This window comes from Kitasatospora sp. NPDC001132 (assembly GCF_053598415.1).
Map to the genome: position 1 here is coordinate 386,833 of NZ_JBSFKF010000003.1, position 25,699 is coordinate 412,531.

Annotated in this window: 18 protein-coding genes; 8 read left to right on the top strand and 10 right to left on the bottom strand. The window is 73.1% G+C overall.

Features of this window, described 5'->3' with window-relative positions:
• Positions 1-107 precede the first annotated feature (107 nt).
• The 4 genes from ACWDBE_RS06380 to hrcA form a co-directional block, all read right to left on the bottom strand.
• Positions 108-3,368: a S41 family peptidase gene (locus ACWDBE_RS06380; RefSeq protein WP_449807383.1), complete on the bottom strand. Its 3,261-nt coding sequence runs from the start codon at positions 3,366-3,368 to the stop codon at positions 108-110.
• 107 nt (positions 3,369-3,475) lie between these two features.
• Positions 3,476-4,225 carry a 16S rRNA (uracil(1498)-N(3))-methyltransferase gene (locus ACWDBE_RS06385; protein ID WP_449791807.1) on the bottom strand — a complete coding sequence of 250 codons (750 nt, stop codon included), beginning with the start codon at positions 4,223-4,225 and terminating at the stop codon, positions 3,476-3,478.
• A gap of 79 nt (positions 4,226-4,304) precedes the next feature.
• Complete coding sequence (gene dnaJ / locus ACWDBE_RS06390; RefSeq protein ID WP_387748296.1) at positions 4,305-5,444, bottom strand: molecular chaperone DnaJ; 1,140 nt, start codon at positions 5,442-5,444, stop codon at positions 4,305-4,307.
• 75 nt (positions 5,445-5,519) lie between these two features.
• Positions 5,520-6,554, bottom strand: coding sequence for a heat-inducible transcriptional repressor HrcA (hrcA, locus tag ACWDBE_RS06395; RefSeq protein WP_449791806.1), 1,035 nt, complete (start codon positions 6,552-6,554; stop codon positions 5,520-5,522).
• A 284-nt stretch (positions 6,555-6,838) separates the two neighbouring features.
• Here hrcA and htpX point away from each other — a divergent pair, with 284 nt between their 5' ends.
• From htpX to ACWDBE_RS06410, 3 genes are all read left to right on the top strand, one after another.
• Complete coding sequence (gene htpX, locus ACWDBE_RS06400) at positions 6,839-7,759, top strand: zinc metalloprotease HtpX (protein WP_449791805.1); 921 nt, start codon at positions 6,839-6,841, stop codon at positions 7,757-7,759.
• A gap of 90 nt (positions 7,760-7,849) precedes the next feature.
• Positions 7,850-8,434: a PspA-associated protein PspAB gene (gene pspAB, locus ACWDBE_RS06405; protein WP_449791804.1), complete on the top strand. Its 585-nt coding sequence runs from the start codon at positions 7,850-7,852 to the stop codon at positions 8,432-8,434.
• A gap of 24 nt (positions 8,435-8,458) precedes the next feature.
• Positions 8,459-9,292, top strand: a complete 834-nt coding sequence (locus tag ACWDBE_RS06410) for a DUF3097 domain-containing protein (RefSeq protein WP_392920165.1) — start codon at positions 8,459-8,461, stop codon at positions 9,290-9,292.
• On the opposite strand, the gene ACWDBE_RS06415 is transcribed toward ACWDBE_RS06410, so the two are convergent.
• The 3 genes from ACWDBE_RS06415 to ACWDBE_RS06425 are packed head-to-tail and all read right to left on the bottom strand — an operon-like array spanning position 9,283 to position 13,091.
• Positions 9,283-9,840 (bottom strand): Uma2 family endonuclease, encoded by a 558-nt coding sequence (locus ACWDBE_RS06415; RefSeq protein ID WP_449807384.1) that lies wholly within the window; start codon positions 9,838-9,840, stop codon positions 9,283-9,285. The two genes, ACWDBE_RS06410 and ACWDBE_RS06415, sit on opposite strands and share 10 nt — an antisense overlap.
• 40 nt (positions 9,841-9,880) lie before the next feature.
• Positions 9,881-11,110: a radical SAM family heme chaperone HemW gene (gene hemW / locus ACWDBE_RS06420; RefSeq protein WP_449791802.1), complete on the bottom strand. Its 1,230-nt coding sequence runs from the start codon at positions 11,108-11,110 to the stop codon at positions 9,881-9,883.
• 58 nt (positions 11,111-11,168) lie between these two features.
• The gene (locus tag ACWDBE_RS06425) at positions 11,169-13,091 is read right to left on the bottom strand and encodes an AMP-dependent synthetase/ligase (RefSeq protein ID WP_449791801.1); all 1,923 of its coding nucleotides are present in this window, start codon (positions 13,089-13,091) and stop codon (positions 11,169-11,171) included.
• A gap of 313 nt (positions 13,092-13,404) precedes the next feature.
• On the opposite strand from ACWDBE_RS06425, the gene ACWDBE_RS06430 reads away from it, so the two are divergent.
• Positions 13,405-15,138 (top strand): ABC transporter ATP-binding protein, encoded by a 1,734-nt coding sequence (locus tag ACWDBE_RS06430; protein WP_449807385.1) that lies wholly within the window; start codon positions 13,405-13,407, stop codon positions 15,136-15,138.
• 194 nt (positions 15,139-15,332) lie between these two features.
• Positions 15,333-17,231, top strand: coding sequence for an ABC transporter ATP-binding protein (locus ACWDBE_RS06435; protein WP_449807421.1), 1,899 nt, complete (start codon positions 15,333-15,335; stop codon positions 17,229-17,231).
• A gap of 170 nt (positions 17,232-17,401) precedes the next feature.
• Here the strand turns inward: ACWDBE_RS06435 and lepA are convergent, their stop codons facing one another.
• Entirely contained in the window at positions 17,402-19,270 is a 1,869-nt protein-coding gene (lepA, locus tag ACWDBE_RS06440; protein ID WP_449791800.1) for a translation elongation factor 4, read from the bottom strand.
• A 329-nt stretch (positions 19,271-19,599) separates the two neighbouring features.
• On the opposite strand from lepA, the gene rpsT reads away from it, so the two are divergent.
• Together rpsT and ACWDBE_RS06450 are read left to right on the top strand one after the other, a co-directional pair.
• Positions 19,600-19,869 (top strand): 30S ribosomal protein S20, encoded by a 270-nt coding sequence (gene rpsT / locus ACWDBE_RS06445; protein WP_350566336.1) that lies wholly within the window; start codon positions 19,600-19,602, stop codon positions 19,867-19,869.
• A gap of 448 nt (positions 19,870-20,317) precedes the next feature.
• Entirely contained in the window at positions 20,318-20,995 is a 678-nt protein-coding gene (locus ACWDBE_RS06450; protein ID WP_449791799.1) for a hypothetical protein, read from the top strand.
• Between the two features lie 131 nt (positions 20,996-21,126).
• Here ACWDBE_RS06450 and holA read toward each other — a convergent pair whose 3' ends face one another.
• Positions 21,127-22,125, bottom strand: a complete 999-nt coding sequence (gene holA, locus ACWDBE_RS06455; RefSeq protein WP_449791798.1) for a DNA polymerase III subunit delta — start codon at positions 22,123-22,125, stop codon at positions 21,127-21,129.
• A gap of 94 nt (positions 22,126-22,219) precedes the next feature.
• Between holA and ACWDBE_RS06460 the strand changes: the two genes are divergently transcribed.
• Positions 22,220-22,513, top strand: a complete 294-nt coding sequence (locus tag ACWDBE_RS06460) for a hypothetical protein (RefSeq protein ID WP_449791797.1) — start codon at positions 22,220-22,222, stop codon at positions 22,511-22,513.
• A gap of 445 nt (positions 22,514-22,958) precedes the next feature.
• On the opposite strand, the gene ACWDBE_RS06465 is transcribed toward ACWDBE_RS06460, so the two are convergent.
• Positions 22,959-25,667: a ComEC/Rec2 family competence protein gene (locus ACWDBE_RS06465; protein WP_449791796.1), complete on the bottom strand. Its 2,709-nt coding sequence runs from the start codon at positions 25,665-25,667 to the stop codon at positions 22,959-22,961.
• Positions 25,668-25,699 lie beyond the last annotated feature (32 nt).

Sequence of the window (25,699 nt, forward strand, 5' to 3'; positions counted from 1 at the left end):
CGGTGCCGTCGATGTCGGAGTTGGCGACGTCGGAGGCCTCCGCGCGGGTGGGCCCGGCCGACTTCCCACTCCGGCTTCCCGCTACGAAGCCCCGCCACCGAGCCCCGCTACGCCCAGGGCAGCGGCGGCGCCGTGCGGGCCGGGGTCTCGGCGAGCCCCGCCAGCGCGAGCCGGACGCCCTCGGCCAGCTGGGGGTCCTCGCCGGCCGCCCAGTGGTGCGGGGCGAACGGCACCTCGACGTCCGGGTCGACGCCGTGGTTCTCCAGGCCCCAGCCGTAGTTCTCCATCCAGAGCGCGTACTTGGGCTGGGTGACCAGGGTGCCGTCGACCAGCCGGTAGCGGCTGTCGATGCCGATCACCCCGCCCCAGGTGCGGGTGCCGACCACCGGGCCGATCCCGAGCGCCTGGACGGCGGCGTTGACCACGTCGCCGTCCGAACCGGTGAACTCGTCGGCGAGCGCGACCACCGGGCCGCGCGGGGCGTCCGCCGGGTAGGGCACCGGGTGGTCGGTGTCCCGGATGACGTCCCAGCCGATGATCCGGCGGGCCAGCTTCTCGATCACCAGCTGCGAGGTGTGGCCGCCCCGGTTCCCCCGGACGTCGACGACCAGGCCCTCCCTGGCCATCTCGCTGCGCAGGTCGCGGTGCAGCTGGGCCCAGCCGGCCGTCTGCATGTCGGGGATGTGCAGGTAGCCCAGCCGCCCGCCGGACAGCTCGCGCACCGCGGCCCGCCGCCCGGCCACCCAGTCGTGGTAGCGCAGCGCCTCCTCGTCGGCGAGCGGGACGACCACCGGGTGGCGCCGGTCGGTGCCGTCCTTCCCGGCCACGGTCAGCTCGACCGGCTGCCCGGCGGTGCCGGCCAGCAGCGGCGCCGGCCCGGTGACCGGGTCCACCGGGCGGCCGTTGACGGCGAGCACCGCGTCGCCCGGGCGGATCGCCGCGCCGGGCGCGGCCAGCGGCGATCGGGCCCTGGGGTCGGAGGACTCCCCGGGCAGGATCCGGGCGATCCGCCACTGCTCGCCGTCCCGGACCAGGTCGGCGCCGAGCAGGCCCTGGCGCCGGGCGGGCTCGGTGTACCGGCCGTACGGCATCACGTAGGCGTGCGAGGTGCCGAGTTCGCCGTGCACCTCCCAGAGCAGGTCGACCAGTTCGTCGTGCGAGCCGATCCGCTCGACCAGCGGCCGGTAGCGCTCCAGCACCCCGGCCCAGTCGACGCCGGAGAGGTCGGGGCGCCAGAAGTTGTCCCGCATCAGTCGGCCGTTCTCGGCGTACATCTGCCGCCACTCGGCGGCCGGGTCGACGGTCACCCGCAGCCGGGCGAGGTCGACGGCGGTCTCCTCGTCGTCGCCGCCCTTGTGGTCGGCCGGGACGACCCGCAGTTCGCCCTCGTCCAGCACGGCCACCCGGGTGCCGTCCGCGCTGACCGCGAAGTCGTCCACGCCGTGCACCAGCTGCTCGACCCGGCGCTTGCGCAGGTCGAAGCGCTCCAGCACCGGGCGCGGCCGGTCGTCGTCCAACGAGGCGGCCTCGTCGCCGAGTTCGCCCATCAGCGGGGCCCTGGTCCAGAGCACGCCGTCCTTGGCGGCGGCCAGCTCCTCGAAGCGGCCGCCCTCGACCGGGAAGGGGACGATCCGGTCGGCGATGCCGTCCAGGTCCACCCTGGTCACCGGCGCGGCACCGGCCGCCGCCTCGCCGTCCGCCTTCCCGGCCTTCGGCTCGTCCTCCTCCCCGCCGAGCGGGCGCCCGGCCCGCCGCGGGCCGAACGGGGAGGGGGTGTCGGCGGCCAGCGTGACGAGGTAGGGGCGGCAGCCGTTCGGGAACGACAGGTCGAAGACGTGGGCGTCGTAGACCGGGTCGAAGTTGCGCACCGACAGGAAGGCCAGGTAGCGGCCGTCCGCGGTGAAGGAGGGCGAGGTGTCCACGAAGCGCGGCTGGGTGACCTCGCCGACGGTCCGGGTGGCCAGGTCGGCCAGCACGATCTGGCGCAGCGAGTGCGGGCCCATCCCGCGCACCGGGCGCGACCAGGCCAGCCAGGCCGAGTCCGGGCTGAAGGCGGGCCCGCCGGGCTCGCCGTCGGCGCTGCGATCCAGCTCGTGCACGGCGCCGTCGGCCAGCGAGACCAGCAGCACCCGGCCGTCGTGCACGCCGAGCGCGGCCCGCTTGCCGTCCGGGGAGACCGTCAGCGAGTTGACCCGGCCGAGCCGCCCCGCGGCCAGCCGGCGGCGCTCGGTGCCGTGCAGGTCGGGGGCGAACTCCAGGGCGTCCTCGCCCTCGGCGTCGGTCACCCACAGCACGCCCTGGGCGCCGTCCTCGCCGGGCACCACCCGGGCCAGGCGCCCGCGCACGCCGGGGGTCTCGTCCAGCACCCGGGCCGGGCCCTCGCGGTGGGTCAGCCAGTGCACGCTGCCGCGCACCACCACGGCGCTGCCCCGGCCGGTGCGGTCGGGGGCGACGGAGTCCAGCCAGTGCGCGGCGGGCACCGGGCGGGGGCGGCACCCGGCCCGCGGACCGGCGAGGCGGACGTCCAGCCGGCGCGGCTCGGCGCCCGCCAGGTCGTCCAGCAGCCAGAGGTCGCCGGCCCGGTGGAAGACCACCCGGGTGCCGTCGGTGGTGGCGCCCCGGGCGTAGAAGCCGTCCGGGTCGGTGGTGTGGCGGCGCAGGTCGGTGCCGTCCGGGCGGCTGGACCACAGCTCGCCGACGCCCTCGTGGTCGGACAGGAAGGCGATCCTGCCGTCGCGCCCGTCCTGCCCGGCCACCCACAGCGGCGAGTCCAGCTGCCCGTCCAGCTCCGCGTGGACGCGGGCGAACTCGTCCCGGCCGAGCCACAGCTTGCCGGCCCGCCCGCCCCGGTACCGCTTCCACCAGGCCGGGTCGCGGCCGTTGACGCTGTTCAGCAGCACCCGGTCACCGCCCGGCTCGAAGGCGAGGGCGCCGACCGGCCCGTACGGCAGCCGCTGCGGCTCGCCGCCGTCCAGCGGCACGGCGTGCGCCCAGGTGCGGCGGAAGCTCGACTCGCCGGCGGCGGTGGCGGCGATCGGGCGGCCGTCGGCCGTCCAGCCCAGCACCCGGGTCTGGTGACTGCCCCAGTGGGTGAGCCGGCGCGACGGGCCGCCGTCCACCGGCACCACGTGCACCTCGGGGGCGCCGTCCCGGGTGGTGGTGAAGGCGAGGTGACGCCCGTCCGGGGAGAACCGCGGGTGGTGGACCGGCAGGTGGTCCGCCGTCAGCCGCCAGGCCCGGCCGCCTTCCAGCGGGGCGAGCCAGAGGTCGTCCTCGGCGACGAAGGCGACCAGGTCGCCGTGCAGGTGGGGATGGCGCAGGTAGGCGCCCGCCGAGCTGTTCGGGGAGGTGCTCAGGGAGTCCGTCACCCGGCCAGCCTAGGCAGCCGCGCGTACGGTCCGCGCCGTTTTCCGCAGACTCCCGGCGCCGCCCGCGGACGGCCGTCACACGGCCGCGACCAGGGCGCCGGGGCGCGCTACGACCAGCGGCCGGTGCGCCCCAGCAGCAGTGCGCCGGCGGCGACCCCGGCGGTGGAGGTGCGCAGCACCGAGGGGCCCAGCCGGTACGGCTTGGCGCCGGCCTCGGCGAAGGCGGCCAGCTCCTCCGGGGAGACCCCGCCCTCCGGGCCGACCACCAGCACGATGTCCCCGGCCTCCGGCAGACCGGCGTGCGCCAGCGGCTCGGCGCCTTCCTCGTGCAGCACGGCGGCGAACGCGGCCCCCAGCAGCACCGGCGCCAGCTGCCGGGTGGTCATCACGTCCCGGACCTCGGGGAAGCGCAGCCGGCGGGACTGCTTGCCGGCCTCCCGGGCGGTGGCCCGCCACTTGGCGAGCGCCTTGGCGCCGCGCTCGCCCTTCCACTGGGTGATGCAGCGCGAGGCGGACCACGGGATCACCACGTCCACGCCGACCTCGGTCATCGTCTCCACGGCCAGCTCGCCGCGGTCGCCCTTGGGCAGCGCCTGGACGACCACGATCCGCGGCGCGGGCTCCGGCTCCCGTCGCACGGCGGCGACCGTCACGTCGATCCCGTCCTTGCCGAGCACCGTGTCGACCGTGCCGTCCACGCCGAGCCCCAGCCCGTCGGCCAGGGTCACCGCCTCGCCCGGCTCCAGCCGCTTGACCGCGGCCGCGTGCCGCCCCTCCGGGCCGTCCAGGCGCACCACGGCCCCGGGCGCGGCGGCGGCGATCCGCTCGGTCTCGACGAAGAAGACGGGCGCGGTCATGACGGAAAACCTCCAGAAGTGGGACGGACACACGGAAGGGGTGCCGGGGGCCGAGCCCCCGGCACCCCTCCGCGGACGACTACCGGCCGTTGAAGGCGTCCTTCAGCCGGGAGAAAAGGCCCTGCTGGCCCGGTGCGAACTGGCCGGACGGGCGCTCCTCGCCACGCAGCACCGCGAGGCGGCGCAGCAGCTCCTCCTGCTCGGCGTCGAGCTTGCTGGGCGTCTTCACCTCGACGTGCACTATCAGGTCGCCCCGGCCGCCGCCGCGCAGGTGGGTGATGCCCCGGCCGTGCAGCGGGATCGACTGCCCGGACTGGGTGCCGGGCCGGATGTCGACCTCCTCCAGGCCGTCCAGGGTCTGCAGCGGCACCTGGGTGCCGAGCGCGGCCGCCGTCATCGGGATGGTGACGGTGCAGTGCAGGTCGTCCCCGCGCCGCTGGAAGATGTTGTGGGTGGTCTCGGCGATCTCGACGTACAGGTCGCCGGCCGGGCCGCCGCCGGGGCCGACCTCGCCCTCGCCGGCCAGCTGGATCCGGGTGCCGTTGTCGACACCGGCCGGGATCTTGACGGTCAGGGTGCGGCGGGCCCGCACGCGGCCGTCGCCGGCGCACTCCGGGCACGGGGTCGGCACGACGGTGCCGAAGCCCTGGCACTGCGGGCAGGGGCGGGAGGTCATGACCTGGCCCAGGAAGGACCGGGTGACCTGGGAGACCTCGCCCTTGCCGCGGCACATGTCACAGGTCTGCGCCGAGGTGCCGGGGGCCGCGCCCTCGCCGCTGCAGGTGGTGCAGGTGACGGCGGTGTCGACCTGGAGTTCCTTGGTGGTGCCGAAGGCGGCCTCCTCCAGGGTGATCTCCAGCCGGATCATGGCGTCCTGGCCGCGGCGGGTGCGCGAGCGCGGGCCGCGCTGGCCGGCCGCGGCGCCGAAGAAGGCGTCCATGATGTCGGAGAAGCCGAAGCCCGCCGCGCCGGCCCCGAAGCCGCCCGCACCGCCGCCGCCCGGGGACAGCGGGTCCCCGCCGAGGTCGTAGACCTGACGCTTCTGCGGGTCGGAGAGCACCTCGTAGGCGGCGTTGATCTCCTTGAACCGCTCCTGCGTCTTCGGGTCCGGGTTGACGTCCGGGTGCAGTTCGCGTGCCAGGCGCCGGAACGCCTTCTTGATCTCGTCCTGCCCCGCATCCCGTCGGACGCCGAGTACCGCGTAGTAGTCCGTGGCCACCAAATGCTCCGCTTGTTCCGCCTGTAGTAGTGCTGCGACTGGACGCCGCCGTCGGAGGCCCGACGGCGACCCTTGCTAGGACTCGGCCAGGATCTGGCCCACGTACCGCGCCACCGCTCGCACCGCCCCCATTGTGCCCGGGTAGTCCATCCGGGTCGGACCGATCACACCCAGTTTCGCCACGCTCTCGTCGCCCGAACCGTAGCCGACCGAAACGACCGAGGTGGAATTCAGCCCCTCGTAGGCGATCTCCCGCCCGATCCGGACCGTCATCCCGGCGTCCGCGGTCTCACCCAGGAGACGGAGCAGGACGACCTGCTCCTCCAGGGCCTCCAGCACCGGCTGGATGGTGAGCGGGAAGTCGTGCCCGAAGCGGGTCAGGTTGGCCGTGCCGGCCAGCATGATCCGCTCCTCGTTCTGCTCGGCGAGCGTCTCGAACAGCGTCGCCAGGACCGTGCTGACGGTCGGCCGGTCGGCCTGCTCGAACTGCGCCGGCAGCTCCTCCAGCAGCCCCGGGACCTCCGGGAGGCGCCGGCCGGCGGCTCTCGCGTTGATCCGGGCCCGCAGGTCCGCCAGCACCGTCTCGCCGACCGGGCCCGGGCAGTCGACCATCCGCTGCTCGACCCGGCCGGTGTTGGTGATCAGCACCAGCATCACCTTGGCCGGGGCCAGCGCCACCAGCTCGATGTGCCGGACTGTGGAGCGCGTCAGCGACGGGTACTGCACCACCGCGACCTGCCGGGTGAGCTGGGCGAGCAGCCGCACGGTGCGGGCGACCACGTCGTCCAGGTCCACCGCGCCGTCCAGGAAGTGCCGGATGGCCCGGCGCTCGGGGGCGGTCATCGGCTTGATCTCGGCGAGCTTGTCGACGAAGAGGCGGTACCCCTTGTCGGTGGGGATGCGGCCGGCGCTGGTGTGCGGCTGGTGGATGTAGCCGTCCTCCTCCAGCGCCGCCATGTCGTTGCGGACGGTCGCCGGGGAGACCCCGAGGTTGTGCCGCTCCACCAGGGCCTTGGAGCCGACCGGCTCCTCGGTGCCCACGTAGTCCTGCACGATCGCGCGGAGCACCGCGAGCTTGCGTTCGTCCAGCTGGCGGACCTCACCGGCCATGGGGCACGCACCTCCGTCCTCGCACGTCGTCCGACCGTGTCCCTCGCTGCGGGCCGTTCCGGGGCCCTCGGCCTTGGCACTCTGAACGTACGAGTGCCAGAACCGTACCTGCCAGTGTACGGCCCGGGTCCTGTGGCAGGAACGGCCCGACCGGGGTGATCCTGCCCGCAGTTCCGGACACGGCCCGCGGGGCCCCGCCGGTTCGATCCTCCCGGCGCCGCAGTGGTGCCGGGAAGCCGTCCGGGTGGCAGCATCGAAAGCGACGGCGAACGGAGGAGCAAGCGATGTCGAGCTCGGGCCAGCACACCCGTTTCGCGCCCGACCGCGGCCTGACCAGCCGCATGGTCGCGACGATGTTCGTGATCGGGCTGCTGTACGTCGGTTTCACCGGCCTGCTGATCGCGCTGCTGCGCGGCGCCTGGCCACTGATCGTCCTGATCTCCGGCGGGCTGTTCGTGGCCCAGTTCTGGTTCAGCGACAAGATCACCGAGCGGGCGATGGGCGCCCGCCAGGTGTCCCCGGAACAGTTCCCCCAGCTGCACGGCACGGTCGACCGGCTCTGCGCCCTCGCCGACATGCCCAAACCCCGGGTGGCGGTCGCCGACAGCGACATGCCGAACGCCTTCGCCACCGGCCGCAACCCGCAGAACGCGGTGGTCTGCGTGACCACCGGGCTGCTGCGCCGGCTGGAGCCGGAGGAGCTGGAGGGCGTCCTCGCCCACGAGCTGTCGCACGTCGCCCACCGGGACGTCGCGGTGATGACGATCGCCGGCTTCCTCGGCGTCCTCGCCGGGGCGATGACCCGGATCGCCGTGTACGGCGGGTTCATGGGCGGCGGGCGCAACAACAACGACCAGAACGCGGCCGTCCTGGCGCTGATCATCCCGCTGGTGTCGATCGTCGTCTACGCGATCAGCTTCCTGCTCACCCGGCTGCTGTCCCGCTACCGCGAGCTGGCCGCGGACCGGGCCGCAGCGCAGCTCACCGGCCGGCCCAGCGCCCTGGCCTCGGCGCTCACCAAGGTGACCGGGCAGATCGCGGCCATCCCCAGCAAGGACCTGCGCCAGGCGCAGCCGTACAACGCCTTCTACTTCGCCCCCGCGCTGAGCGCCCGGGAGACCGCCTCGCAGCTGTTCTCCACCCACCCGACGCTGGAGAAGCGGCTGGAGCAGCTGGCGAGGATCTCCGGGCAGCTCGGACACTGAGCCCGACCCGACCCACCGATTCCGTCCCGACCCGTCCCAGCCGATTCCGACCCGACCCGTCCCAGTCCGTTCCGTCCCGAAAGGACCGCCGTGGGATTCCTGGACACCCTGTTCGGCCGCACCAAGCCCGTCAAGCCCGACCTCGACCAGCTGTTCGGCGTGCCGTCCGCCGCGCTCACCCTGGAGGCCGGGGCCGGGTTCACCCCCACCGGGCTCGGCTCGGTCTGCTTCGCCGCCGTCGAGGGCGCGGCCTTCGTCCAGGTCGAGCAGCAGGTCAGGGCGCTGCTGGACGCCGACACCGAGCGCGGCGGCGTCCCGGTGGAGGCCTCCAAGGACGGCTACGGCTACACCTGGCTGCTCGCCCGCCACCGGCCCGAGGAACTGCCGGAGCTGGTGAACGACCTGCACGCGGTCAACAGCGAGCTGGAGGCGAACGGCTTCGGGCCGCAGCTGCTCTGCTCGCTGGTGGCCTTCCGCAACCCCGAGGGGCAGTCGCTGGCCCTGGTCTACCTGTACAAACGGGGAACGTTCTACCCCTTCGCCCCGATGCCCGGCGGCGGGGAGCGGCGCAACAGCCCGCTGGAGCTGCAGGTCAACGCGATGCTGGGGAACGACCTGCGGCTGGAGAAGGACCTCAGCCGCTGGTTCCCGGTCTGGGGCGCGCCGGGCCTGTGACGGTCCGTCCGTAGACTCGCGACCATGCGCAGCCGCCAGTACGGACCCGACCTGACCCCGCCGTGGAAGAAGCAGCAGCCCGCCCCGGAGGTGCCCGCCGAGCGGGACCTGGTGGTCGAGGAGGCGGCGAGCGGCTTCTGCGGGGCGGTGGTGCGCTGCGAGAAGACCGCGGAGGGGTTCACCGTCACCCTGGAGGACCGGTTCGGCAAGCACCGGGTGTTCCCGCTGGTGCCGCGCGGCTTCCTGCTGGAGGGCAGGGTCGTCACCCTGGTCCGCCCGGCCGGCCCGGCGGCGCCCCGCACCCCGGCCCGTACCGCCTCCGGCTCGATCGCCGTCCCGAACGCCCGCGCCCGGGTCGCCCGCGAGTCCCGGATCTACGTCGAGGGCCGGCACGACGCCGAGCTGGTCGAGCGGGTCTGGGGCGACGACCTGCGGATCGAGGGCGTGGTCGTCGAGTACCTGCGCGGCATCGACGACCTGCCCGCGATCGTCGCCGACTTCGCCCCCGGCCCGGAACGGCGCCTCGGCGTCCTGGTCGACCACCTGCTCCCCGGCACCAAGGAGCACCGCATCGCCGCCCAGGTCACCGGCGCCTCGGTGCTGGTCGTCGGCCACCCCTACATCGACATCTGGCAGGCCGTTAAGCCCGCCAGCGTCGGCATCCCCGCCTGGCCCGCCGTCCCGAGGGGCGAGGACTGGAAGGAGGGCACCTGCCGCCGCCTCGGCTGGCCGGTGGACACCCCGGCGGCCTGGAAGCACATCCTGTCGAAGGTGAACAGCTACAAGGACCTGGAGCCCGAACTCCTGGGCCGGGTGGAGGAGTTGATCGACTTCACGGCCCTGCCGGGTCAGGAGTAGGTCTTGAACTCCGAGGTGTCGAGTGTGATGCCCGGCAGGTCCAGCGGAACGGGTTCGCCGAACTTGGTCGTCCGCTCCACCGTGTAGTCCGGGAGTCCGGAGGCGCTCGCCGGGGTCGGCTCGGTCAGGAGCACACAGACGGCCTTGATCGGGTCGACGACCAGGTACACCGGAATCGCGCCCTCCGCGTACAACTCCCGCTTGGTCCGGTAGTCGCGCAGGACGCTGGTCTTGGAGACGACCTCGACCACCAACGTGAGAAGGGGCGCGGGAACCAAACGGCCGGGCCCCTCGAAGGCGTCCCGCTCGAACACGACGAGATCCGGCTGGGGCTCGCTCGTCAGCCCGGGAAGGTCGATGTCCTGCGTGGTCAAGCGGTGCCACCGCGACCGGGGAAGCTGGTCGCGGATGGCTTCGACAATGATGTTGTGGACCAGATCCGGCCCGGCCATCAGCACGATTTCCCCCCTGATGAGCTCGGCTTTGAAGCCTTCGGGGACCTCCAGGTTCTCGAAGATCCCCGTCACCCGGTCATCGATGGCGGTCATGGCGCGCTCCCTCCGACGGCTGACACCACGTTAACGATACTCAGTCCACCAGGTCACGTACCACCGCGTCGGCCAGGAGGCGGCCCCGGAGGGTGAGGGCGGCGCGGCCCCGCTCGTAGGGGCCGGGGGCGAGGAGGCCGTCGGCGAGGTGGCGGGCGGCCCACTCGCGGCCGGTGGCGGTGAGCAGGTCGAGGGGGACGCCCTCGACGAGGCGCAGTTCGAGCAGGACGCGCTCGACGCGGCGGTCCTCGTCGGCCAGCAGCTCGCGGGCCTGGGCGGGGGTGCGCTGCTCGGCGAGGGCCCGGGCGTAGGCGGCGGGGTGCTTGGCGTTCCACCAGCGGACGCCGCCGACGTGGCTGTGGGCGCCGGGGCCGGCGCCCCACCAGTCGGCGCCGGTCCAGTAGAGCTCGTTGTGGCGGCAGCGGCCCTCGGGGGTGGTGGCCCAGTTGGAGACCTCGTACCAGGAGTAGCCGGCGGCGCTCAGCGCCTCCTCGGCGATCAGGTAGCGGTCGGCGTGCACGTCGTCGTCGATCATCGGCAGTTCGCCGCGCTTGACCCGGGCGGCGAGCCGGGTGCCCTCCTCGACGATCAGCGAGTACGCGGAGACGTGGTCGGGCCCGGCGCCGATGGCGGCGTCCAGGGAGGCCCGCCAGTCGTCGTCGGACTCGCCCGGGGTGCCGTAGATCAGGTCGAGGTTGACGTGCTCGAAGCCGGCCGCGCGGGCCTCGGCCACGCACGCCTCGGGGCGGCCCGGGGTGTGGTGGCGGTCCAGCAGTTTCAGCACGTGCGGGCGGGCGCTCTGCATGCCGAAGGAGAGCCGGTTGTAGCCGCCCTCGCGCAGTTCGGCCAGGTACGCCGGGTCCACCGACTCCGGGTTGGCCTCGGTGGTGATCTCGGCGTCCTCGGCGAGGCCGAACTCGTCGCGGATCGCGGCGAGCATCCTCACCAGGTCGCGGGCGGGCAGCAGGGTCGGGGTGCCACCGCCGAGGAAGACCGTCCGCACCGGGAGGTCCGTGTCCCCCAGCACCTTCCGGGCCAGGCGGATCTCGGCGACCACGTTGTCCGCGTAGGTGTCCTGCGAGGCGACCGCCCCGGAGGAGCGCAGCTCGGTGGCGGTGTACGTGTTGAAGTCGCAGTAGCCGCAGCGGCTGGCGCAGTACGGCACGTGCAGGTAGAAGCCGAACGGCCGCGAGCCCAGCCCGTCGAGGGCGTGCGCGGGCAGGGAACCGTCGGACGGCACCGGTTCGCCGTCGGGGAGTGCGGAGGGCATGAGCCCATTGTCCCGTACGGCCCGACCGAACCGGCGGGCCGTACGGGAGCTGGGGTGCTCAGGCCTCGTTGGCGCCCGCGTACATCGCGGCCACCGCGTCCGCGTAGGTCCGCTCGACCACCGGGCGCTTGATCTTCAGGCTCGGGGTGAGCTCGCCGTGCTCGATGTCGAGGTCGCGCGGCAGCAGGTGGAACTTCTTGATCGTCTGCCAGCGCTGGAGGTCGCCGTTGACCCGCTTGACGAAGCCCTCGATCAGCTGGTGCACGGCCGGCTCGACGGCCAGCTCGGCGTAGGACCTGCCGGCCAGGCCGTGCTCGGCGGCCCACGGCAGCAGGACCGCCTCGTCCAGGCCGATCAGCGCGGTGCAGTAGTTGCGACCGTTGCCGATCACCAGGATGTTGCTGACGAACGGGCAGACCGCCTTGAACTTGCCCTCGACCTCGCTGGGCGCCACGTACTTGCCGCCGGAGGTCTTGAACAGGTCCTTCTTGCGGTCCGTGATCCGCAGGAAGCCGTCCGGGGTGAGCTCGCCGATGTCCTCGGTGTGGAACCAGCCGTCCGGCTCCAGCACCTCGGCGGTCTTCTCCGGCAGGTTGTGGTAGCCGCGCATGACGCCCGGGCCGCGCAGCAGGATCTCGCCGTCCTCGGCGATCCGCACCTCGGTGCCGGGCAGCGGGCGGCCCACCGTGCCGATCCGCACGTCCTCCGCGCGGTTGACGCAGGAGCCGGCGCTGGTCTCGCTCAGGCCGTAGCCCTCCAGGATCGGCACCCCGGCGCCGAGGAAGAAGTAGCCGATCTCCGGGGCGAGCGCGGCGCTGCCGGAGACCGCGCCGCGCAGCCGGCCGCCGAAGGCCGCCCGGATCTTCGCGTACACCAGCTTGTCGGCCAGCGCGTGCTGCGCCCGCAGGCCCAGCGGGGCGGAGTCGGTCCCGGTGGCGACCCGGTTCTCCTGCACCACCCGGGCGTGCTCGCGGGCGACCTTGGCCGCCCACATGAAGATCTTGTACTTGGCGCCGCCCTCGGCCCTGGCCTTGCCCGCGATGCCGTTGTAGACCTTCTCGAAGATGCGCGGCGCCGAGGCCATGACGGTCGGCCGGATCGCCGGCAGGTTGTGGATGATCCGGTCCACCCGGCCGTCCACCGCCATCACGTGCCCGGTGGCGATCTGCCCGGAGATCAGCGTCTTGCCGAACACGTGCGACAGCGGCAGCCACATGAACTGCACGTCGTCGGGGCCCAGCAGCCCGCTGGCCTCCTGCGCCCGGCCCTCGTACGCCCAGCAGTCGTGCACCAGGCGCACGCCCTTGGGGCGGCCGGTGGTGCCGGAGGTGTAGATCAGGGTGGCCAGCTGCTCCTTGTCGAGCCCTTCGACGGCCTTCTCCACCGCGCCCGGGTGCTCGGCCAGGTACCGGGTGCCGCGCTCCTCCAGCTCGGCGAGGGTGATCAGGTCGAGGCCGGCGGTCTCGGGGGCTTCGGCGGGCGCGTCGAAGAGGATCACGGTGCGCAGCTCGGGCAGCCGGTCGATCTGCCCGACGGCCTTGGCCAGCTGGGCCGCGTTCTCGGCGAACAGCGCCCGGGAGCCGGAGTCGGAGAGGATGAACGCGGTCTCGTCCGCGTTGGTGCTCGGGTAGACGGTGGTGATCGCGGCGCCCGCGCACATGGCGCCCAGGTCGGCGACGATCCACTCGAGCCTCGTCGAGGAGGCCAGCGCCACCCGGTCCTCGGGCCGGATGCCGAGCGCCATCAGGCCGGCGGCCACCGCCTTCACCCGGGTCGCCGTCTGGGCCCAGGTGAGCGAGCGCCACTGCTCGGCGCCGGGCGCGCCGTCGGCGGCCTGCTCGTCCACGGGCGAGGGGTAGCGGTAGGCCTCGGCGTTCGGGGTCAGGGCGACCCGCTCCAGGAACAGGTGGGCGACGGAGGCGGGACGCCCGGCGACGAGGTCGGGCCTGCCGGAGCCGATCAGGGACTGCGCGGAACTCAACGAGGACCTCCGGTGGCGGGTGGCCGTGTGAGGGATTGTCGCGGCGTCCATGGGGGGCGGCCGCCGGGCCCCCGGTTCACCTGAGCGGTACCGGTCAGTAACAAAGGGGCAATCAGCAGCCTAGGGGGAAAGCGGTCATTCCGTAAGAGGGCAGTACCCGACGGCACGCCCCCGCACCCCCCGTGCCGCACCCTGCCGCAGGGCAAAGGCCGGGCAAACCTCCGGTTCCCACACGCCGAATGGCCCGCCCCGCACCATGGACCACCCAGAATTAGGGGTGGCCAACCCGACCGGCGACGACAAGAGTGTGCTAGTGCTGATCAGACTGCTGAGGGCGTACCTGCGCCCGTACTCCCGACCGATCACCCTGCTGGTGCTGCTCCAGCTGGTGTCCACCCTCGCGGCGCTCTACCTGCCGACACTCAACGCCGACATCATCGACGACGGTGTGGTCAAGGGCGACACCGGCTACATCCTGCGCGTCGGCGGGGTGATGATCGCCGTCACCGTCGTCCAGGCCCTGTGCTCCATCGGCGCCGTCTTCATCGGCGCCCGCACCGCCATGGCGTTCGGCCGCGACGTCCGCGCCGCCGTCTTCGACCGCGTGCAGAGCTTCTCCGCCCGCGAGGTCGGCCAGTTCGGCGCGCCCTCGCTGATCACCCGCACCACCAACGACGTCCAGCAGGTCCAGATGCTCGCCCTGATGAGCTTCACGCTCATGGTCGCCGCGCCGATCATGTGCGTCGGCGGCATCATCATGGCGCTCAACCAGGACGTCCCGCTGTCCGGCCTGCTGCTCGCCGTCATCCCCGCGCTCGGCGTCGTCGTGCTCCTCCTGGTCCGCGCGCTGCGCCCCAAGTTCCGCAGCATGCAGGAGCGGATCGACACCGTGAACCGGGTGCTGCGCGAGCAGATCACCGGCATCCGCGTCATCCGCGCCTTCGTCAAGGACGACCAGGAGCAGGCCCGCTTCGCCGGCGCCAACGAGGACCTCACCGACGTCGCCCGCCAGGTCGGCCGGCTGATGTCCGTCATGTTCCCCGCCGTCATGCTGGTGGTGAACGTCTCCAGCGTCGCCGTGCTCTGGTTCGGCGCGCACCGCATCGACAGCGGCGCCATGGAGATCGGCGCGCTCACCGCGTTCCTCTCCTACCTGATGCAGATCCTGATGAGCGTCATGATGGCCACCTTCATGTTCATGATGGTGCCGCGCGCCGAGGTCTGCGCCGAGCGCATCCAAGAGGTCCTCGGCACCCACAGCAGCGTCGTCCCGCCCACCGCCCCCGTCACCGAGACGGCACGCCGCGGCAACCTGGAACTGCGCGACGTCGACTTCCGCTACCCCGGCGCCGAGGCCTCGGTGCTGCGCGGCATCGACCTCACCGCCCGCCCCGGCGAGACCACCGCCATCATCGGCTCCACCGGCAGCGGCAAGTCCACCCTGCTCGGCCTCGTCCCCCGGCTCTTCGACGCCACCTCCGGCCGGGTCCTGATCGACGGCGTGGACGTCCGCGAACTCGCCCCCGCCGCGCTCGCCGAGAGCGTCGGCATCGTCCCGCAGAAGCCCTACCTCTTCTCCGGCACCGTCGCCAGCAACCTCCGCTACGGCCGACCCGACGCCACCGACGAGGAACTCTGGCACGCCCTGGAGATCGCCCAGGCCAAGGAGTTCGTCGAGAAGCTCCCCGAAGGCCTGGACGCCCCCATCGCCCAGGGCGGCGGCAACGTCTCCGGCGGCCAGCGCCAACGCCTGGCCATCGCCCGGACCCTCGTCCGCCGGCCCTCCGTCTACCTCTTCGACGACTCCTTCTCCGCGCTGGACTACGCCACCGACGCCAAGCTCCGCAAGGCGCTCGCCCGCGAGACCTCCGACGCCACCGTCCTGATCGTCGCCCAGCGGGTGTCCACCATCCGCGACGCCGACCGGATCATCGTCCTCGACGAGGGCGCCGTCGTCGGCACCGGAACCCACCACGAACTGATGGCCGACAACCCGACGTACCGGGAGATCGTGCTCTCCCAGCTCACCGAGCAGGAGGCGGCGTGACCAGCCCCGGAAAGCCCGAACTGAACAAGGGCCCGGCCCCCAGAGCCACCGCCCCCGCGGACGGCCCCGCGAACGCCGCCACGGCCGCCCCCGAGAAGGCCGCCCTCTCCAAGGACGACCCGAAGCCCGCCACACTGCCCAGCGACTCGCAGGCCGCCGCCGCCCGCCGCGGCCCGGCCGGCCCCGGCCGCTTCATGGGCGGCCAGGGCGCCGAGAAGTCCATGGACTTCAAGGGCTCCGGCAAGCGCGTCCTCGGCCTGCTGCGCCCCGAACGCAACACCCTGATCGGCGTCCTGATCCTCGGCGTGCTCGGCATCGGCTGCGCCGTCATCGGCCCCAAGATCCTCGGCGACGCCACCGACCTCATCTTCGCCGGCGTCATCGGCGCCCGCTTCCCGGCCGGCGCCTCCAAGGAACAGGCCATCGAAGGGCTGCGCGCCCACGGCGACGGCGGCATCGCCGACCTGCTCTCCGCCGTCGACTTCATCCCCGGCCAGGGCATGGACTTCGGCGCCATCGGCACCGTCCTGCTCTGGGTGCTCGGCGTCTACGTCGCCTCCGCCCTCTTCGGCATCGTCCAGGGCCGGCTCGCCACCCGGGCCATCCAGGCCGCCGGCTACCGGCTGCGCCAGGACGTCGAGGCCAAGCTCGCCCGGCTGCCGCTCAGCTACTTCGACAAGCAGCCGCGCGGCGAGGTGCTCAGCCGGGTCACCAACGACATCGACAACATCGGCCAGTCCATGCAGCAGACGCTGGGACAGGTCGTCAACTCGCTGCTCACCGTGGTCGGCGTGCTCGCGATGATGTTCTGGATCTCCCCGCTGCTCGCCGTGATCGCGCTGGTCTCGGTGCCGGTCTCGGTGGTCGTCGCCACCAAGGTCGGCAAGCGGGCCCAGCCGCAGTTCGTCCAGCAGTGGATGTCCACCGGCCAGCTCAACGCCCACATCGAGGAGATGTACACCGGCCACACCCTGGTCAAGGCGTTCGGGCGCCAGCAGGAGTCCGCAGAAACCTTCCGCGCGCACAACGAGGCGCTCTACCAGGCCAGCTACAAGGCCCAGTTCATCTCCGGCATCATCCAGCCCGCGATGATGCTGATCGGCAACCTCCAGTACGTGCTGGTCGCCGTCGTCGGCGGCCTGCGGGTGGCGAGCGGCGCGCTGTCCATCGGCGACGTCCAGGCGTTCATCCAGTACTCGCGGCAGTTCAGCCAGCCGCTCACCCAGGTCGCCAGCATGGCCAACCTGGTGCAGTCCGGCGTCGCCTCCGCCGAGCGCGTCTTCGAGCTGCTGGACGCCCCCGAGCAGAGCCCCGAGCCGGCCATGCCCGAACGGCCCGACGTGGTGCACGGCCGGGTCGTCTTCCAGGACGTGTCCTTCCGCTACGACCCCGAGAAGCCGCTCATCGAGGACCTCTCGCTCAAGGTCGAACCCGGCCAGACCGTCGCCATCGTCGGCCCCACCGGCGCCGGCAAGACCACCATGGTCAACCTGCTGATGCGGTTCTACGAGGTCAGCTCCGGACGGATCACCCTCGACGGCGTGGACATCGCCGCGATGTCCCGCGAGGAACTGCGCTCCGGCATCGGCATGGTGCTCCAGGACACCTGGCTGTTCGGCGGCAGCATCGCCGACAACATCGCCTACGGCGCCGAGTCGGCCACCCGCGAGCAGGTCATCGAGGCCGCCAGGGCGGCCCACGTCGACCGCTTCGTGCGCACCCTGCCGGACGGCTACGACACCGTCATCGACGACGAGGGCACCGGCGTCAGCGCCGGCGAGAAGCAGCTGATCACCATCGCGCGGGCGTTCCTCGCCGAGCCGTCCATCCTGGTCCTGGACGAGGCGACCAGCTCCGTCGACACCCGCACCGAGGTGCTCATCCAGCGGGCCATGGCCCGGCTGCGCACCGGCCGCACCAGCTTCGTGATCGCCCACCGGCTCTCCACCATCCGGGACGCCGACGTGATCCTGGTGATGGAGAACGGCTCGATCGTCGAGCAGGGCTCGCACGACGAGCTGATCGCCGCCGACGGCGCCTACGCCCGGCTCTACCAGGCGCAGTTCGCCGAGGCCGTGGCCGAGATGGACTGACGTCCCACCAGTCGGCGGGCCGGGGCGGGGACTTCCCGCCCCGGCCCGCCGCACTTCGGCCCCTCGCACTTCGGCCCGCCGGACGGGCGCGGGCGGAGGGGCCGCGGAAAAGCCGGAAGGGCCCGGGCGGGTGCCCGGGCCCTTCCGGCGCGCGTCGCCGCCGGCCGCCGTTACTTCTTCTCCTTCGGCGGCTCGGCGTCGGTGGACAGCGCGGCGATGAAGGCCTCCTGCGGGACCTCCACGCGGCCGACCATCTTCATCCGCTTCTTGCCTTCCTTCTGCTTCTCCAGCAGCTTCCGCTTACGGGAGATGTCACCGCCGTAGCACTTGGCGAGGACGTCCTTGCGGATCGCGCGAACCGTCTCGCGGGCGATCACCCGGGAGCCGATGGCCGCCTGGATCGGCACCTCGAACTGCTGGCGGGGGATGAGCTTCTGGAGCTTGCCCGCCATCATCACGCCGTAGTTGTAGGCCTTGTCCTTGTGGACGATCGCGGAGAAGGCGTCCACCGCGTCGCCGTGCAGCAGGATGTCGACCTTGACCAGCTGGGCGGTCTGCTCGCCGATGGGCTCGTAGTCCAGCGAGGCGTAGCCGCGGGTCTTGGACTTCAGCTGGTCGAAGAAGTCGAAGACGATCTCCGCGAGCGGCAGGGTGTAGCGCAGCTCGACCCGGTCCTCGGACAGGTAGTCCATGCCCTGGAGGTTGCCGCGGCGGGACTGGCAGAGCTCCATGATCGCGCCGACGAACTCGTTGGGCGCGAGGATGGTGCCGCGCACGACCGGCTCGTACACCTCGGCGATCTTGCCGACCGGGAACTCGCTCGGGTTGGTGACGGTGTGCTCGCTGCCGTCCTCCATGATCACCCGGTAGACCACGTTCGGGGCGGTGGAGATCAGGTCGAGGTTGAACTCGCGCTCCAGGCGCTCCCGGATGATCTCCAGGTGCAGCAGGCCGAGGAAGCCACAGCGGTAGCCGAAGCCGAGCGCGACCGAGGTCTCCGGCTCGTACACCAGGGCGGCGTCGTTGAGCCGCAGCTTGTCCAGGGCGTCGCGCAGCAGCGGGTAGTCCGAGCCGTCCAGCGGGTAGAGGCCGGAGAACACCATCGGGCGCGGGTCCTTGTAGCCGCCGAGCGGCTCGGTGGCGCCCTTGTGCATCGAGGTGATCGTGTCACCGACCTTGGACTGCCGGACGTCCTTCACACCGGTGATGATGTAGCCCACCTCGCCGACACCGAGGCCGTCCGCGACCTTCGGCTCGGGCGAGATGACACCGATCTCCAGCAGCTCGTGGGTGGCGCCGGTGGACATCATCGAGATGCGCTCGCGCTTGGTGAGCTGGCCGTCCACGACACGGACGTAGGTGACCACGCCGCGGTAGGAGTCGTACACCGAGTCGAAGATCATCGCGCGGGCCGGGGCGTCCTTGACGCCGACCGGGGCCGGGATGGTGTTGACGATGTGGTCGAGCAGGTCCTCGACGCCCAGGCCGGTCTTGGCGCTGACCTGGAGCACGTCGGAGGGGTCGCAGCCGATGATGTGGGCGATCTCGGCCGCGTACTTCTCCGGCTGGGCGGCCGGCAGGTCGATCTTGTTGAGGACCGGGATGATCGTGAGGTCGTTCTCCAGCGCCAGGTACAGGTTGGCGAGGGTCTGCGCCTCGATGCCCTGGGCCGCGTCGACCACCAGGATGGTGCCCTCGCACGCGGCGAGGGAGCGGGACACCTCGTACGTGAAGTCCACGTGGCCGGGGGTGTCGATCATGTTGAGGATGTGCGTCGTCCCGGCGTTCGGCCCCGTCTTCGGCGACCACGGGAGGCGGACCGCCTGCGACTTGATGGTGATGCCGCGCTCACGCTCGATGTCCATGCGGTCGAGGTACTGGGCACGCATCTGCCGGGGGTCGACGACGCCGGTGATCTGCAGCATCCGGTCTGCGAGCGTCGACTTGCCGTGGTCGATGTGGGCGATGATGCAGAAGTTGCGGATCAGCGCCGGGTCGGTACGGCTGGGCTCTGGCACATTGCTGGGGGTCGCGGGCACCTTGGTCCGATTCTCCGTTGGTCCGGGGCCGGGGGTGTCCGGGTCATCGCTGACCGGTTTTCCCGGGGACCGGACAGTCTCGTCCGATCGAAATAGTTCCTCCCATCTTCCCACGAGCACGGGGTGGGCTGCCGGTCGGGCGCGGAAGGGGTGCCGGTCGGCCCCGGTCGGGCGACGGGAGGAGCCTTCGCGGGCGGCCGGTTTGGGGCGGGCAGCGGGCCCCTGGTAGCGTGGGCTGCTGCACCTGGCCTCGGCATGCCCTCTCAGCTGGACCGAAGGCCGCCGGGTGTGACCCCGTTCAAATCTTTCAGACAGACTGAGGCTCCTTCGTGGCGAACATCAAGTCCCAGATCAAGCGCAACAAGACCAACGAGAAGGCGCGCCTGCGCAACAAGGCCGTCAAGTCCTCGCTGAAGACCGCTCTGCGCAAGGCCCGTGAGGCCGCTGCCGCCGGCGAGACCGAGAAGGCCACCGAGCTGGCCCGCGCCGCCTCCAAGGCGCTGGACAAGGCCGTGAGCAAGGGCGTCATCCACGCCAACCAGGCCGCCAACAAGAAGTCGGCCATCACCAAGCGCGTCAACGCGGCCGCCCAGGCCTGACGCCCCCGGGGGCTGTGCCCCCACCGCTTCGGGTCGACCGGCCCTCTACCCGGACCCCGAGGCGCGCAAGACTCGCACCGCACGCGGCCTGCGTTCGCCACGCGGGTGCGGTGCAACGAAGCAGTGCGGCAGGCGTCGCAGTCGGCCTCCTCCCCGGAGGCCACTGCGGCGCCTGTCGCGTTTCGTGGTCCGGCCGCTAGGGTCGGTCAGGTTCGACCGGGGTGCGGGGAGCACTCCGGCGCCAGGTTCAGGGGGGACTTCCATGACGACGCCACCGCCGCCACCGGCACAGAACGGACCGGGGTACGGCTTCCCGCCGCCGCAGCAGCCGGGCGGGGGCGCGCAGCCCGTACCGGGGGCTCTCGGGGCTCCGGGGGCTCCGGGGGCTCCGGGCCCGGCGGGAGCCGGCGGCTTCGGACCGCCGCCGGGGCTGCCCACCGCCCCCGGCATGGCACCCGTGTCCGGCATGCCCCCGGGAGCCGTCCCCGCGAGGACCGGGAACCTGCGGCGCAACGCCGTCTGGGCGTTCGTCGGCGCGGTGATCGTCTCGGCCGGCTGGGCCGCCGCCGTGATGGCGATCCCCGGCCTGGTCAGCAGCGACTCCTCGCCGCGCGGCCTGCGCGGCTACCACCTCTCCGACGACTTCTGCACCACCGGGAAGCCCACCAAGCTCCTCCAGACGTACTCCGTCTCGGACAGCTCCGCGCCGACCCACCACACCGACCGGCACCCGGCGCTGGACAGCATGAACTGCTCGATGTCGCTCAAGCGCACCGGCGGCAGCGACAGCGAGTACGCCAACCTCTACATGCGCGCCGACCTGCACAAGGCGGTCAACCCGGCGCCCGAGCTGGCGGCCAACAAGGAGCTCTACCGGGCACGCGGCTACCAGGTCACCGACATCGCGGGGATCGGCGAGGAGGCGTACTTCCTGTACAAGGACGACGGCTCGGGCCAGTACCACAGCGTCTACGCCGAGCTGGACATCCTCGACGGCGGGATGACGTACTACATCAACTACACGGCCAGCTACACCGAGGGCAAGGGCAAGCCGCCGTCCAGGGAGGAGCTGCGCGGCGCCCTCCAGTCCGACGGGCAGGACGCCGTGCGGGCCATGAAGAAGTAGGCCCGGGCCTCGCTGTGCCGTCTCGTCGGCCGCTTCCCGGCGTCGGCCGTTCTCCGACGTCGGCCGCTCTCCGACTCCGGCAGACGGGCAGGCCGGTAGGCGGGCGCCCCCGGCGCCGGCAGGCGGGCCGGTCAGTAGGCGGGACGGGAGCCCGCCCGGGCGGCCCGGGCGACGGCGACCACCGCGCGCTCCAGGGCGAAGGCCGGGTCGTCCGAGCCGCCCTTGACGGCGGCGTCGGCCTGGGCGATAGCGGTCAACGCGGTGGCCACGCCGTCACCCGTCCAGCCGCGCATCTGCTGGCGGACCCGGTCGACCTTCCACGGCGGCATGCCCAGCTCGCGCGCCAGGTCACCCGGGCGCATGTTCCGCCCGGCGCTCGCCAGCCGGCCGATGCTGCGCACGCCGGAGGCCAGCGCGTAGGTGATGCCGGTCGGCGGCTGGCCGACGGCCAGCGCCCAGCGCAGCCGCTCCAGCGCCTCCGCGGCCCGGCCGGTGACGGCCAGGTCCGCCACCTCGAAGCCGGTCGCCTCGGCGCGGCCGCTGTAGTAGCGGGCCACCACCGTCTCGTCGATCGTGCCCTCGACGTCCGAGGTCAGCTGGTGGCAGGCGGCCGCCAACTCGCGCAGGTCGCTGCCGAGCGCGTCGAGCAGCGCCTGGCAGGCCTCCGGCGTCGCCGAGCGGCCCAGAGTGCGGAACTCGCCCTTGACGAAGGCCAGCCGCTCACTCGCCTTGGTCAGCTTGGCGCAGGCCACCTCGCGCCCGCCGGCCTTGCGTCCCGCGTCCAGCAGGCCCTTGCCCTTGGCGCCGCCGGCGTGCACCAACACCATGATCACTTCTTCGGCCGGGGCCTCGATGTACGCCTTGACCTCCTTCACGGAGTCGGCGGAGAGGTCCTGCGCGGCCCGGACCACGATCACCTTGCGCTCGGCGAACAGCGACGGCGTGGTCAGCTCCGCCAGACTGCCCGGCTGCAGGCCGCCGGGCGGCAGGTCCCGCACGTCGGTGTCCGGGTCCGCCGCCTTCGCCGCCGCCACCACCTGGGCGACCGCGCGGTCCAGCAGCAGCTCCTCCTGGCCGACCGCGAGGGTCAGCGGGGCGAGCAGGTCGTCGGGTGCACTCTTCCTGGCCATCGCGTACCAGCATCCCACGGTCCGCGGACACTCCCGACGGGCCACCGGCGCTCCCGCCCGGCGGAGCGGGCGGCCCGACCTGGACAATGACGGGGTGACCGAGAACCGCACCACCGACCTCCCGGACGTCGACGACCCGTACGCCCGGCAACTGCTCGTCCTGCCCGACCGCGACGCCGCCGAGGAGGCCGCCGAGGAGCTCGGCGCCACCCAGCCCGACCTCGGCGAGCTCGAAGTCGTCCGCGACGCGCTCGCGGGCGAGGACGACGCCGAGGACGCCCAGTGGCTGATCGTGGCCGAAGCCCCGGAGAACGGCTGGACGCCCGCACTGCTCCACGCTCTCGACACCCTCGCGGCCGGCTACGAGGGCTGGCGCGAGGAGGCCTGAGAGCCGCAGGGCCGGTGACCGGCGCCTTCCTGATCAGAAGTGCGGAAAACCGGGGGCACCCAGGCGACCACTCCCCCGCACGGTCTGAACCACGGATCCGGGGCCCTCACGCTTGTTGCCATGGAGTGCCGCGGCGCTCTGCCCCCTCGCCCCTCCCGCGCTCCAAGGGACGAGGCTCTTCGCGGCGTGCTCCGGGCCAGGCCCGGAGCACGCCGCAACCTGTTCCCCCATGGCTTCGCGCATGGCTTAGCGCGGTCCCGCGGCACCCGGCTGCGGGCTGCACTTTGCCTGGGCGGCTTGCGAGTCTTCTCCGGCGCGCTCCGGGCCCACCCGGAGCGCGCCGGAACGTTTCTGCTGGCCCCGCTCCCGCTCCTCTCCCCTCCTCCCACAACCCCCTACCCCATCCCTGCCCCACGTGGTTGGTGGGAGGAGGAGAGCGCGGGGGTCACTGGGGCGGGGCTCGGGGGGCGGCAGGGGTCTGCCCAGGGTGGGCGGGGGTGAGGGCTTGGGCTTCGGGGGTGTGGGCTTCACGGGAGTTCCCGCCGTTCCCGCCGGGCCCGCCGTTCCCGCTGTTCCCGCTGTTCCCGCCGTGGCTGCGCGGGTGGCGGGCCGCGTGGGTGGGCTGGGGGTGGACGGCGGCGCCGAGGGTGGCCGGGGAGTCGCCCGTCACCGCGATGTCCCCCTCCCGGTCGGTCCGCAGCACGGTGGCGCCGAGTGCCCGCAGGTGGTCGACCGTCCTCGGGGACGGGTGGCCGTACGGGTTGCCCTCACCGCAGGAGACCAGGGCCAGCCGGGGCCGCAGGGCGCCCGCCAAGTCCCAGTCCTGGTGGGCCGATCCGTGATGCGCCACCTTCATGACGTCGACCCTCCCCACCCGGCCCAACAGCGCCGACTGGGCCTGCGGTTCGAGATCTCCGAGCAGTGCCATCCGTAGTCCTCCTGTCAGTGACACCATCAATGCGACGCTTGCGTTGTTCGGGCCCGGCGCTTCGACGGCCGCGTCGGGGACGGGCCACACCACCTCCCAGGCCAACTCGTGGCCGGCCGAGCGCCGTTCACCCCGACCGGCTCTGAGCAATCGGAGACCGGCGCCTGCGACCCAACCCGCCACCCGGGCGGCCTCGCCCGGTGGGTCGTCCAGCGTGGTGCCCTCGACCGCGCCGACCCTGCGGCCCCGCAACACCCCCGGGACGCCCTCGACGTGGTCGGCGTGGAAGTGCGTCAGCAGCAGTAAGGGCACCGTCGTGATGCCGAGGTCGCGCAGGCACCTGTCCGCGGCGTTCGGATCCGGCCCGGCATCGATCACCACCGCGCTGTCCGGCGCCCCGGTCGACAGGGCCAACATGTCTCCCTGCCCGACGTCGCACACCACCAGTCGCCACCCCGGCGGTGGCCAGCCGGTGGCGATCCGGGTGAGTTGTGGCGGGCGCAGCAGCACAGCCAGCAGGACCGCCGTCAGTGCCCCCGTCACCAGGGTCCGCGCCCAGCGCCGCCGCTTGGGCGCGGGCCTTCCTGGCTCCGACCGCCGGGGCAGCAGGAGCGGCGCCACCCAGCAGGCCGCCAGGACGGCCAGCGCGACCGTCGCCGTTCCGAACCACCCTCCCGGCCAGGCCAGTTGGCCACCCGGCACTTCGGCGCCGCGGCGCGCCACCAGGGCGAGCCAGCCGGCCGGCACCCCGGCCGGTTCCGCGAGCAGACGGGCCAGGGCCGGAAAGAGCGGTTGCAGGGCGAGCACCCCGAAGCCGAGCAGTGTCGCCGGGGCCACCGCCAACTCGGCCAGCAGGTTGCAGGGGATGCCGACCAGGCTGATGTGCCCGGACAGCACCACCGTCACCGGAGCGCACAGCGCCTGAGCGGCCGCCGCTGCCGCGAGCGCGCCCGCCAGGTGAGGCGGCCAGCGCCGGGCCCGCAGGGCCTCGGCCCAGTGCGGTCCGAGGACGAGCAGCCCGGCGGTGGCGAGCACCGAGAGCAGGAAGCCGAACGAGCGCGCCAGGAACGGGTCCAGCAGGACCAGCACCAGGACCGCTCCGGCGAGCGCGGGCACCGCCTTGCGAGGACGGCCGGTGGCCAGGGCCAGCATGCCGATCAGCCCCGTCCCGGCTGCCCGCAGCACGCTGGGCTCAGGACGGCAGACGGTGACGAAGGCCAGCGTCAGCGCGGTGCCCAGCAGCGCGCCGGTGCGCAGCGACAGCCCCAGCACCGCGGCCAGCCCGCGCCGCTCCGGGGTTCCGGCCCGCCCGGGCGCGCCCAGCAGCGCACCCAGGACGATCGCCAGGTTGGCCCCGCTGACCGCGACCAGGTGGACCAGGTCGGTGGCCCGGAAGGCGTCGTCGAGGTCGTCGGGCAGCCGCGAGGTGTCCCCGACGACCAGCCCCGGGAGGAGTCCGCGCGCGTCCGCGGGAAGCCCGTCGGTGGCCGCGCGCAGGCCTTCGCGCAGCCGGCCTGCGATCCGCTGCGGCAGGCTCGGCGGGGCCAGCTGCCGGGGCGGCCCGTGGACGACCAGCAGCGCGGCGGACTCGCTGTCGTGGCCCTCCCCCGCCGGCCGTACCTCGGCCTCCGTGGCCAGCCGCTGGGACGGGAGCAGCCGCTGCCAGGGCCCGCTCTCCGCCCCTCGGGCCATGACGGTCACCGGTGTACGCGTGCGGGTGCTCCGCCCGTCCGGGAGGAGGGTGACGCGGTCGGCCACCGCGTCCACGGTGAGGAGCCGCTGCCCACCGACGGCGCCGCCCCGGGAGGTGTGGATCTTCGGATCCCCGGCGACGGTCAGCTCCACGTCCACCACCGGGGCGGACGCGCCCGGCGCTCGTGGTCCGGCGGCCGTGGACGCGCGGGCGAGCGCCGGTAGTGGCCCGCGGTGAAGGTCGGCGGTGTGCAGCGGGGTGGCGATCGCGGCCGCCGCGCCCGTGAGCAGGACGGCGGCCGACGTCGCCGCGGCCCCGCGCCGGCGCAGGGCCCCCGGCCGGGTGAGCAGCAGGACGGCCGCGAGCGCGGCAGTGCCGGCCGCGGTGAGGACGAGGGGCTCGTACCCCGGTTCCAGCCGTAGGAGCGCCGCCGTGACCGCCCAGGCCGAGACGGCGGGCAGCAGCAGCCGGAAGTCGGCTCCCGGAGAGCGGGGCGCGGCGGCCGGACCGACCGGCATGGTGGCGACGGACACGGCGGTACCTCCCATCGATGGCTGGGGAAGCG